General features: G+C 62.9%; 9 protein-coding genes and 2 pseudogenes. 3 read left to right on the forward strand and 8 right to left on the reverse strand.

The features are described 5' to 3' along the window. From MRBLMC3_RS06870 to MRBLMC3_RS06885, 4 genes and pseudogenes are all read right to left on the reverse strand, one after another. Positions 1 to 265, reverse strand: a pseudogene (locus MRBLMC3_RS06870) (TonB-dependent receptor); the annotation flags it as partial. 372 nt (positions 266 to 637) lie between these two features. Next, positions 638 to 1,576: a LysR substrate-binding domain-containing protein gene (locus MRBLMC3_RS06875; protein WP_363827033.1), complete on the reverse strand. Its 939-nt coding sequence runs from the start codon at positions 1,574 to 1,576 to the stop codon at positions 638 to 640. Between the two features lie 203 nt (positions 1,577 to 1,779). Next, a complete protein-coding gene (locus MRBLMC3_RS06880; RefSeq protein WP_363827036.1) occupies positions 1,780 to 2,745 on the reverse strand; it encodes an amidohydrolase family protein in 966 nt (321 codons plus the stop codon). 370 nt (positions 2,746 to 3,115) lie between these two features. Beyond that, positions 3,116 to 3,577, reverse strand: coding sequence for an acyl-CoA thioesterase (locus MRBLMC3_RS06885; RefSeq protein ID WP_363827039.1), 462 nt, complete (start codon positions 3,575 to 3,577; stop codon positions 3,116 to 3,118). A gap of 423 nt (positions 3,578 to 4,000) precedes the next feature. On the opposite strand from MRBLMC3_RS06885, the gene MRBLMC3_RS06890 reads away from it, so the two are divergent. From MRBLMC3_RS06890 to MRBLMC3_RS06900, 3 genes and pseudogenes are all read left to right on the forward strand, one after another. Next, positions 4,001 to 4,369 carry a cupin domain-containing protein gene (locus MRBLMC3_RS06890; protein ID WP_363827042.1) on the forward strand — a complete coding sequence of 123 codons (369 nt, stop codon included), beginning with the start codon at positions 4,001 to 4,003 and terminating at the stop codon, positions 4,367 to 4,369. Further along, positions 4,366 to 4,542, forward strand: a pseudogene (locus tag MRBLMC3_RS06895) (hypothetical protein); the annotation flags it as partial. The gene MRBLMC3_RS06890 and the pseudogene MRBLMC3_RS06895, both read left to right, overlap by 4 nt. A gap of 40 nt (positions 4,543 to 4,582) precedes the next feature. After that, positions 4,583 to 6,160 carry a penicillin acylase family protein gene (locus MRBLMC3_RS06900; protein ID WP_363827045.1) on the forward strand — a complete coding sequence of 526 codons (1,578 nt, stop codon included), beginning with the start codon at positions 4,583 to 4,585 and terminating at the stop codon, positions 6,158 to 6,160. Between the two features lie 173 nt (positions 6,161 to 6,333). Here MRBLMC3_RS06900 and MRBLMC3_RS06905 read toward each other — a convergent pair whose 3' ends face one another. From MRBLMC3_RS06905 to gabT, 4 genes are all read right to left on the reverse strand, one after another. Further along, complete coding sequence (locus MRBLMC3_RS06905; protein ID WP_363739576.1) at positions 6,334 to 6,822, reverse strand: DUF3237 domain-containing protein; 489 nt, start codon at positions 6,820 to 6,822, stop codon at positions 6,334 to 6,336. Between the two features lie 87 nt (positions 6,823 to 6,909). Next, entirely contained in the window at positions 6,910 to 8,361 is a 1,452-nt protein-coding gene (locus MRBLMC3_RS06910; protein ID WP_363827048.1) for an NAD-dependent succinate-semialdehyde dehydrogenase, read from the reverse strand. Positions 8,362 to 8,393: 32 nt separating this feature from the next. Continuing rightward, on the reverse strand, positions 8,394 to 9,857 hold the full coding sequence (locus MRBLMC3_RS06915) for a carotenoid oxygenase family protein (RefSeq protein ID WP_363827051.1): 1,464 nt from the start codon (positions 9,855 to 9,857) through the stop codon (positions 8,394 to 8,396). 170 nt (positions 9,858 to 10,027) lie between these two features. Next, positions 10,028 to 11,233, reverse strand: coding sequence for a 4-aminobutyrate--2-oxoglutarate transaminase (gabT, locus tag MRBLMC3_RS06920; RefSeq protein ID WP_363827277.1), 1,206 nt, complete (start codon positions 11,231 to 11,233; stop codon positions 10,028 to 10,030). Positions 11,234 to 11,298: the final 65 nt, after the last annotated feature.

An 11,298-nucleotide genomic window follows, 5' to 3' on the forward strand; every position in this document is an offset into this window, starting at 1 on the left:
TAATGCGGCCAATGTCGATGCTGCTCGTCACGCCAAGCCGGGCCAGCTGCTCACTCCCCAGGGCGGTGATCGAGATGCCAACATCCTGAAGACGCTGCTCACGATGCTGCGCCGTCACGACAATCTCGCCGTTGTCCATACCGCCTTCAGAGGCTTTCGACTGCGGGGCGGGATTTTTCTCTGCTTGTGCAACAGCAGGCAAGAGCACGAATATGGTTACAATTGACGCAGCATCCCTTAGTATGCTCTTCAATTCCAGAGACATATTTACCCCCCGATTTTGTGACAAGTACCCGACTTTTCAAGATCTCTGCTACCTTGTCTTCAGTCCATCTTCTTCATATAATTTTACATGGACTGAAAATGACTCCCTTCTGGTGCAGAAAATTGATCTCACTCTCAGAATTTATGTAGTTATCTCGTGAGATCGGGTCGGGAAACTATGGGTGAGTCAAAATTCGGTCAAGTGAGCAAGTTGGACATCTTTGTTTCGCTGGTGGTGCAATCCGATCAGGGCCGCCGCCTTTCCGAACGGTTTGCAGATAAGCTGTGGCCGGGTTAGGCGGGGGTGATTTGTTCGACGCGCGGATCGTTGCAAAGCGCGCCGACAGGCGGCCCTTGCCGCTTCCTTCGAGCCTCAGTTGCCGGATGCGGTGTCGCTGGATGCGACTTCCTCCTGAAGCCACCTGCGGAAGCGAAGCACGCTGGGAGAATTCCAGCGATCTTCCCGCCCAAGGATTGTGTAGGCGCCGAAACGGATCGGACGAAAGCTGCCATTGGCGGGGATGATTTCCACCAGCCGTCCCGCTTCAATATCGTCGCGCAGCAGCCAGCGGTTCGCCAACGCCACGCCATGGCCCTGGCGTGCTGCCGCCAGCGTAAGGTGAGCGTGCCAGAGGCGCGACCCCCCGATCCGATCCGGCACTCTGACGTCATGACTCAGCAGCCAGTGCCGCCATTCCAAGTCGCTTTCCTCATGCAGGAGCGGCAGGGAAAGGAAATCCTCGGCACTGTCGATCGGCTTCAAGTTTGCGGCGCACGCGGGGCTTGCCACGGGGAAAACCGTGGGACGAACGAATTCGAAGCGCCGTACGGACTTGGGCAGTGCCGCTTCTTCCCATTCGCGCAAATAGCGGATGTCCGTATCGACCAGATTTCCCCGGAAATCGGGGCTATGGTCGGAGGGGCGGAAGTCGACGTCTATGTCGCTATTCTTGCTGATGAAATCGCCCAGGTGATCGCTCAGCCACAGGGACGCGAAGCCCGGAATGCACTCGATGCTGAGTTTAAGGTCGCCGCCCCTGCTCATCAACATGCTCGTCGCGCTGGCGATGGCCCCCAGGGCAGAGGAAATCTGCTCGTGATATGTGCTGCCCAGCTCGGTCAGCGAATAGCCCTTCGCATTTCTCGTCAAGAGTTGTGCGCCGACCCACGCATCCAGCGATCGTATGTGGCGGCTGACGACAGCATGGTCCACCGTCAGTTCTTTCGCGGCGCGGCGGATGCCATGCAGCCGACCAACGGCTTCGAAGGCTCGCAGCGCCGCCAGCGGCGGGTAGTCTTTCGGGTTGGCCACCAAACCTCCTTAATTCACCAGAACGACCTTTCGATTGCACGGCCCACCCCGGCTATAATGGACCGGCTATAATGGAGAAGTCACCAATGTGCCCGCGGCGTCTTTGCGCTGACCCCCTACCCAAACTCGGCTGGGAGAGGATCGGCGCCGGCCGGTCCGAACATCGTTGATGATATGGCTACGATGCAGGCAGCCGCTGACGGTCAGCGGGGCTTTATGTTGAACACGGTCTCCGCGTTTGTCTGGAAAAACTGGCGCTTTTCCTCAAAACCGATCGGCAAATTGTCTTGGACGCGCACCTCGTCCGCCACATACTGATATGGGTAGTCCATCGCGTACATGACGCGATCCGTACCCATGACCTTCTGGCAGTAGAGGATCGTGTCGGTCCACGGCATGCCACTGGTCGTCAACCAGAAATTCTCCTTGAGTACCTGGAGCGGGGAGCGGTCCAGCTTGATCGTGCCCTTGCGGCCGGCCGGTACCGAGGCCGTGTGCCAGAAGTCCATGCGGCGGATCCAGAAAGGCAGAGCCTCGCCAAGATGCCCCGCCACGACCCGCAGCCGGGGGAACCGATCGAACACGCCGGCAGTAATCAGTCGCGTCAGGTGCAGTCCGGTTTCGACGCCGAAGCCGAAGATCGCCGCTTCGAGCGCCCGGTCCAGAAAAGGCTGGATGAGCTGCTTCGAAGGCGTATTGGGATGGATGTACAGCGGCACGTCCATCGCCTCGATCACCTCGAGGATCGGCCAGAAGTCGGCCTCGTCCAGATAGCGGCCCTGAACGTGCGAATTCACGATCACACCCTTGAACCCGTGCTTCGTGACGGCGCGCTCGACCTCCCGCACGGACTCGTGGACGGCTTGCGGCGCGATGGCAGCCAAGCCGACGTAACGGTCCGGATGCGCGGCTACAGCCTCCCCCAACTGGTCATTGGCATCGATCGCCATGGCCGCACCCTCGGCCGGCTCGAAGATCTGGACGCCGGGACATGTGATGCCGAGGATCTGCATATCGATGCCGGTAGCATCCATGTCGGCGATGCGGCGGTCGCCCAGATCCTGGATACGCTCCCGGAGCAGTCGCGCTCGCTCGCTGGGGCCACCATAGAAACCCCAGAGGCTGTAAAAGCCCGGATCGTCGATCGACCGATCCTCCATGATCTTCATAAAGCGGTCCATCAGCTCGGGCGGACAGAATGCTTCCTCGGTCGCGATGCGGAGGTAGCCGCGATCGCCGCCGGTGCGGAGCGGATAGTCTGTGTTTGTCATGCTGATCCTTCCTTTGATGCCGTTCGATCGGCCAGTGGATTTAGGTTAGACCCGTAATCTGCAGGGCGAATGGCGTGGCTGCCGTTGCTCGCGCGCCGATCGACTGCGTCGAAAGGGGTCCGCCCGGTCCCTTCATCGCAACGCTGCCCCGGCGCCCCGGTGATTGGCTACGTGCCCATTCTGTATGTATCAGAAGCAGGTACATAGATTAATCAATGATATCAAGCTGAATTGAAATTGCGTTCGAAAAGTGCTCCGCGTGCGGAACTCAGCGGGCTCGCATCATGCGCTCGACCACCTCCCTGGGCGTGGGGACGCCACGGATGCGCTGCGTCTCCGGATCGCGCGCCGCCCAGACCCGCTTCTCGTAGCCCGCAACGGCCAGCGCGCTACCGTGCAGCAGATCATGACGGATCTCGAAACTCGATTTCCCCCACCCCGCCACGAAGCTCCTGATCGTGACGGTGTCACCGAATGTCGAAGGTAAATGGAAAGAAGCGTTGGTCGCGATCATCGGATAGCCGATCATGTCGAAACGCTCGAGCATTTCATGCTTCGGATAGCCCGCCGCGGCGAAGAGATGGATCGTCGACTCGTTGAACATGTCGAAATACCGTGGATAGTATACGATCCCGGCGGGATCGCATTGCCCCCACTCGATGATAAATGAACGCTCAGCGAAGAATCCGACCTTTTCCGAGTCGAACTCCTTCATCTCCTGCCCAATCATCGATTCTCTTCCTCTCCACCCCGTCGGCGACGCAGCCGTGCCCCGACTTCCCTGTCAGTCTAGTCATTTCCATTGATCCGTCAATAAATTATGGTGGCCGCATTTAGTGTCGACACTTGCCGGGTCTCCAAGCCGCCGGGAGCCATGCTGTCCTTGGCCCTTCATAATGCAAGCGTGAGGATTGACAGTGCCTGACCAGCAAGAATAATGCTAAATCAATGAAATTTTGCAACACACCGGGTTCGCGGATAGCCCCTATACTCCGGCCGATCGCTGCATGGAGGATAGCAGCTCTGGTCCACCTGCCCGATCAGAGAAGGGTCTCTTGAGCATGTCGTCGGACAGAATCATGCACCGTCGAGCGGGACTGGCGACCCTGCTGATCGGCGCGCTTGTCGCTCACCACGCCTATGCGGAGACAACATGTCGATCATCCACTTTTCTATCAACGACTTCATCACGCAGCTGCCGGCTTTCGCACCCGTCCCGGCACCGATCGGCGAGCCGGTCTCGCAGGTCCGCGTGCGTTCGGAGTCGCCGGCCAGCGCGCCGACCAGCCGCACCGGCGTCTGGGAGTGCACCCAGGGCCGCTGGCAGCGGCAGATCCGCCAAGCCGAGTTCTGCGTCTTCCTGGAGGGACGCGCCAGGTTCACGCCCGCCGACGGCGGCGCCACGTTGGAAATCGGCACCGGTGAAGCCGTCTACTTCCCGGCGAACAGCCTGGGCGAGTGGGAGATACTGGAGGACAGCCGCAAGGTGTACCTGATTTTCGAGGAAGGCGCCGCCGCGTGACCCAATCGGGCGACAAGTCCGGCTCGGACAAGCTGAGCTTCTGGCTGGAGACCTGCGTCGACGATCTGACGCCCCGGCCGCCGCTGGACGGCGACCTCACCGTCGATGTCGCGATCCTCGGCAATGGCTTCTCGGGCCTGTGGACCGCCTATCATCTGCTGAAGCAGCAGCCGGACCTCGAGATCGCGATTATCGAGGCGGAGGTCTGTGGTTATGGGCAGCGCGCACGACCATGGATGGCTGCTGACGAATGCCGAGATCGACAACGCCGATACTTTCGTCGAAAAGCTCAACCCGGCCAACAAATATCAATATTGGTTCCAGAACCGCTGGCACGACATGCAGCGGCGGGTCGAAACGATCCGGGTGAAGGGCGGCAACGCCACCAAGCTGGAGATCGCCTACACCGTCCACGGTGTCGTGACCGACTGGGATCTGAAAAACGGGCGCGCCTTCAGCCGCAAGATCGCAGGCGACGCGTCCCGCCGACTGAGCACCTGGGCGGCAATGATCGACATGGGCCGGGCGCACGACATGAAGCAATTCGAGGCGGCGGTCTCTACGCTAACCTCGACCTTCGGGGTCTGCTACGGCGACGAGAAGGGGCAGATCGCCTTCTGGTCGGCAGGGCTCTACCCGCTGCGCGCGCCTGGCGTCGATCCTCGGCTACCCACTCCGGGAACCGGTGAGTTCGAGTGGACAGGATATGCCAAGCTCCAGCAGATGCCGCATGTGGTGAACCCCAAAAGCGGGGTCATCTACAGCTGGAATTCACTCCCCATGAGGACCTGGACAGCGGGCGAGAACGCCCGTTACGGCAAGACCGACCGCCAGCAGGTGGACCTCGACTTGCTGGCGCAGAAGGGTGGACGCATCACCCAGGCCGATATGCTGGCGCTCAATCGCGAGATCGCCTCTACCTTTGCCTCCACGCGGACCGGAGCAACGAAACCCGCCTACTTCATCCCCTATCTGAGGGCGGCGGCGCAGGGCGACGCGCGCCTCACCGAACTGGTGGAGCTGATGGCCGGCTGGAACGGTCTCTTCACGGATGCCGACGGGGATGGCCGTTACGACGATCCCGGTCTGGTGGCGTTCGAGGCCTGGCTGCCGATCGCGCAACAAGCATTGGTGGGCTCCGTCATCGGCGACTGGTGGCACCGGATCGACGACTACAAGCACATAAAGTACCGCACGAGCCTCCTTCTGCGGGTGATAGAGGGCAAGGATGCCGCCACGCCCGCGAAGTTCGACTTCCTGCAGGGACGGGATCGTGACGCGGTGTTGCGCTCGACGCTGACGACCACCTTGGCCAAGCTCCGCGCGGACTTCGGTCAAGGGCCCCTGCGCGGGCTTCGCCAGCCCGTCTACTACCGCTATTTCGACCCCTCGAAGAAGGAGTCAAGCCGGCCCACCGCGCCAGTTGACAGCTTTTTCGATCGTGGTGACGTCGAGCTGCCCGCCGCGATGCGCGGACTCGCCCCGGCTTTCGTGCGGGACAATGGCGGCGACGAGTGGGTAGCCTTCATGGAGCTGGCCAAGGATCGGCGCGAGATGCTGAGCGTCGTGGACGCTGGCGGCCAAAACCTCTTCATCGATCCGCAAGGACGCGGCAATCCTCACCTCACCGATCAGATCCAGCGGCACGTCGATCTCGACCTGAAGGTAATCCCGCTCGATCAAGACAGCGTGCGCGCCGCGACCGAGGCCACGCAAACGCTCAACGTGCCTTCCCTCCCGATTGAGGCCGTGTCCCGGCCGCGCTCTCCCGCCCCAACCGGGGGACGCTGAAGTGGCCGCATCTCCTGCCGGTGGCGCGGCGGGAGAGCGCGGTCGAGTGCGGTATTCGCTTGTGAGGGATGTGGATTTCCGCGCGAGCGCGCGGTGAGCGACCTTCTTGGGCGCGTGATCGGCAGGATGCGCGATCGTCTCTACTTGTCGAGAGGCGTCCGCGTCACCGCCGCCTACTTGATCGCGTAGTAGCGGAATAGCGAGTGGTCGGGCTCGTCGTCCGGAGTGATACGCGGCCGGCGCTGTCCCACGCCCACGATCACGGTGCGGTTCAGCCACTCGTGCGGACCATCGGGCGCACGGAAATAAGGCGTGCAGCGGAAATAGCGTGGGAGGGGCGGCCGTCCAGGCCGCTCCAACGGACCGTGTACATAGCCAAGATTGCGTATGTAGATGCGCGCGCCGTCATCCGCCTCAATCATGTAGTGGGCGTTGAGCTCCACGACGCCATCGCTGCGGATCATCGGCCAGTCGGCGCCGCTATAGTCGACCAGACGCCCGTTCAGTAGGGGACCAAACACGATGCCGCCCTCGCCCACCGACGTGTAGCCGCAGTCGGGACCGCCAGGATGGATGGGACCCGTCGTCCATCGTCGATCGAAGTTGACGCGGATGTCGAACGCATGCTCGTACTGCAGCGCCAGATCGGGACCATCTAACATTCTCGTCTCCTCAGCATCCTGGCGCAACTTCTGTCGTCTCAGGGCCGGATCTGCGACCGAGCGACGCATCCGCAGGTCGTTCCAGGCTCAAGCGATACCGATGCAAAGATATTTGATCTCCAAATAATCGTCGATGCCGTGACGGGATCCCTCCCGTCCGAGGCCAGAGGCCTTCACGCCGCCGAACGGCGCCACTTCGGTGGATATGAGGCCCGTGTTGATGCCGACTATGCCGCTCTCCAGCGCCTCCGCCACGCGCCACGCACGGCTCATGTCGCGCGCATAGAAGTAGGCGGCAAGGCCGAACTCGGTCGCATTGGCTTTGGCGATGGCGTCGGACTCGTCCTCGAACCGGATAATAGGTGCGACGGGGCCGAAAGTCTCCTCGTTCAGGACGAGCATGCCGGCCTTGACGCCCTCGATTATGGTCGGCTGGAAATAGCGACCGCCCAAGGGATGAGCCTTGCCGCCGGTGACGATGCGAGCGCCCTTGGCGACGGCGTCATCGACATGCTGCTGGGCCTTGGCGACAGCAGCCTCGTCGATCAGCGGGCCAATCGTGGTCGCCTGATCCAGTCCATTTCCAACGACCAGTCCGTTCACCGCCTTCGCAAGCGCCTCTACGAAGCGGTCATGGATGCCCGCTTGCACATAGAGGCGGTTGGCGCATACGCATGTCTGTCCGGCGTTGCGGTACTTCGACGCGATCGCTCCCGCGACGGCGGCGTCCAGATCGGCATCGTCGAACACGATGAACGGCGCGTTCCCGCCGAGTTCCAGCGACAATTTCTTGATCGTCGGCGCGCTCTGTTCGTAGAGCTTGGCGCCGATCTCGGTAGATCCCGTGAACGTCAGCTTCCGAACCACCGGGCTCGCGGTCAGCGCTCCGCCAATCGCGGCCGCACCGCCGGTGACCACGTTGATCACGCCGGCGGGCACGCCTGCCTCCTCGGCCAGGACGGCGAGCGCGAGGGCGGTGAAGGGCGTCTGGCTCGCCGGCTTCAGCACCGTCGTGCAACCCGCCGCCAGTGCCGGCGCCAACTTGCGGGTGATCATCGCGGCCGGGAAGTTCCACGGCGTGATCGCCGCGACGACGCCGATCGGCTGCTTTAGCACGACGATGCGCTTGTCAGGCATATGTCCAGGCACGACTTCGCCATAGATCCGCTTCGCCTCCTCGGCGAACCACTCGATGAAGCTCGCGGCATAGGCAATCTCGCCCTTCGCCTCCGCGAGCGGTTTGCCCTGTTCGCGCGTGAGGATGCGCGCGAGCACGTCCTGGTGCGCCATGATGAGGTCGAACCATGCACGCAGAACCTGCGCCCGATCCTTGGCGGTGCGCGCCGCCCACGCCGGCATCGCCCGGTCGGCCGCGACGATCGCCGCCTCGGTCTCCGCCGCGCCGAGCTTCGGCACACGGCCGACGATCTCGCCCGTCGCGGGGTCGTCGACGGCGATCCCGTCGCCTCCGGCCTCAATCCAGGTCCCGTCGATCAGGCAGGCCTCGCGGAGCAGATCATTTTCGCTGAAGCTTTTCATCACGTCCTCGGTTCAACGGTTGTTCGGTACGATCAGGCTGCGCCTGGGGTCTGACCCGGCACCCAGTTGCCGTGCAGACCCTGACGCATGCGGAACGGCAGGGCGATCGAAGCGACCGGCCCTTGCGACAGGTTGAGCGCATCGAGCAGCAGCAGCCGCGATCCGTTCTCCGCCATACGGTTCTCGATGCAGACGAGATAACCGTCCCCTTCCTCGGTCGATCCCGGGCGCGGGACGAAGGCGGGCTCCTGGAGGGACGAGGTCGGGCCGACCCAGAATGTGTCCGTTTCGCCCGTCTCCAGGTCGATCCGGCCAAGCGTGTTCATCATGAAGCCGGCCGCGCTCCGACCGCCCGGCAGATCGATCGGCTTCGACAAATCCTGCGCGAGTTGCCAGCCGTAGCGGTTCTTCAATCCCGCGAAGCGATCGTCGATGCGGGGGAACTCCCCCGTCAGCTCCGCCAGGGGAGTCATCTGGATGTCTTCGCTGTTGGAACGCAGATCAACGGTCCAGCGGGTCATCCGCGCCGCCGCGGCGACCGGGTCGAACGGCTCGCCGTCGGTGTCCGGAAAGAACGGGAACATATTGCCACTCGCCATCGGCACGTCGAAATGCACCGTGGTGCCTTCATTGTGCGCGTTCATGACGTGGCTGGCGAAGCAGGTTGGCGCCGAGAACCAGCGGATGTCCTCGGCGCCACCGTTCCGTGGCAGGACGCCGAGGTGAACGGGGCGGCCGCGATCGAAGCCGAAATGCGGCAGGCCCGCCTCAAGCCGTTCCCAGGAGCCAACGATCGGCACGACGTGGAAAACAACATAACCCTCGGTGATGCCGAAGTCGTGCATCATGCAGTAATAGGGTATCTCGAACCAAACTTCGCGCGTGATCTCCCCTTCCGGGCTGATCACGTAGAATACCATGTCGCGTGTGCACAGGCCCTTCGCGGCGTAACCAAAGGCAAGCATCTCGCCGGTGCGCGCATCGATCTTCGGATGCGCGGTGAAGGTCTCCGACGTCATCCGGCCCCCGAAGGTGTATTTGGGGTCGATCGTCTCCAGCGTCTCCGGGTCCATCCACACCGGCGGACTGTCCTCCTTGAGCGCGAGCAGCTTGCCGGCATGGACGACCACATTGGTGTTCGCCGTTCCGCGCACCTGGCCCTTCACGCTCCCGTCGTCGGTCAGCGGATTGCGATAGGCGCCGAAAAGCGCGTGCCCGGCCTCCCGTTCCAATCGGAACTTGTCGGTGCGCGCCCAGCGTTGCTGCAGGGAGACCTCGCCATCCTTGAAGCGGAACCGCGTGACCATGCCGTCGCCGTTGAACCAGATGTCGTTTCCGGCGAGTGGCGGGTACTGCGGATCGGGCGCGACGCGGTAGAAGCTGCCGTCGAGGTCCGCCGGAATGACACCCGCGACCACCGGGAGGTTGCGCACTTCGGCCTCGACGCCGGAAGGGGCGAAGAAGCCGGTGAAACTGGGCGTGTCCGGGAATTTCATACCGTGCCTCGTCAAGATGATGATGATATATTCGGCGGCGCCGCAGGGCCGCCGAATGTAGCGACGCGATTCAGCGCGACATCATTGTTTAGTCAACGACATTACACTTCGAGGATCTCGGGTCAAGCGCTCTCGGATCGGCAGGCCACTTGCCGAGCCGCTGCGCCAGGTCACAGCCCGAAACCAGCCACCGCTGTCAGCGAGCGCTCGATAATATCGAGCCCTTCCCCAATTATCGCGTCCGAAGCGGTGAGCGGCACCAGGATCCGGATCCCCTTCGCTCCACAAGACAGGACGATCAAGCCCTCCTCAAGCGCCGCCGCGCAGACCGCCTTGGCAGCGGTGCCGTCGGGCACGCCGTCTGTTCCCAGCACGTCGAAGCCGATCATCGCGCCAAGGCCACGGAGGTTCGCGACCGGCAGCCCGGCGTCGCGATATCCCTCGATGCGCTTCCGCAGTGCCGCTCCGATGATCTCCGCACGGGCGTTGAGCCCTTCCTCCTCGATTACGTCAAGCACGGCGAGCGCCGCCGCGCAGCTCACCGGCGACCCGCCATAGGTCCCGCCGAGTCCGCCCGGATCCAGCGCGTCCATGATCTCGGCGCGACCGATCACCCCCGCCAGCGGGAAACCGCCGGCGAGCGACTTGGCCACGCAGACGAGGTCGGGTTCGACGTGGCTGTGCTCGATGCCGAACATCCTGCCCGTACGGGCGAAACCCGACTGGACCTCGTCGGAGATGAGGAGGATACCGTGCTCGTCGCAGATCCGGCGCAGGGCCTGGAGCAGTTCGGTTGGAGCGACATGGAAGCCGCCCTCGCCCTGGACGGGCTCGATGATGATGGCGGCGTTCCTTTCCACCTCGACATCCGCGGCAAATAGTCCGGCGAGCGCGTCCAGACTGCGCCGCACGGTGGCGTCCCCGATCTGGGTCGGGAACGGCAGGTGAAAGATTTCGCCAGGCATGGGGCCGAAGCGTCGCTTGTACGGCGCAACCTTTCCGGTCATGGCCAACGCCAGCAGCGTGCGTCCATGGAAGCCGCCACTGAAGGCGATGACCCCGGATCGGCCGGTCGCCGCGCGAGCGATCTTCACCGCGTTCTCGGTCGCTTCCGCGCCGGTCGTCAGGAGGATCGTTTTTGCGTCGGCGCTGAACGGCGCCGCAGCGTTCAGTCGCTCGCACAATTCGATATACGGCTCGTATGCGGCCACCTGGAAGGCAGTGTGCGAGAATCGCGCGAGTTGCGCCTGGACGGCAGCGGTGACCTTCGGATGGAGATGTCCAGTGTTAAGTACGGCGATGCCTCCAGCGAAGTCGATGAACCTGCGCCCTTCGACATCCCAGAGCTGGGCGTTCTCGGCCCGATCCGCGTAGATCGCGGTGGACGATGCGCGCCTTCGTCATCAAATTTCTCCCCTTCTTGATGTCCCCCGACTCCAGG

This window comes from Sphingobium sp. LMC3-1-1.1 (genome assembly GCF_040676285.1).
GTDB lineage: Bacteria > Pseudomonadota > Alphaproteobacteria > Sphingomonadales > Sphingomonadaceae > Sphingobium.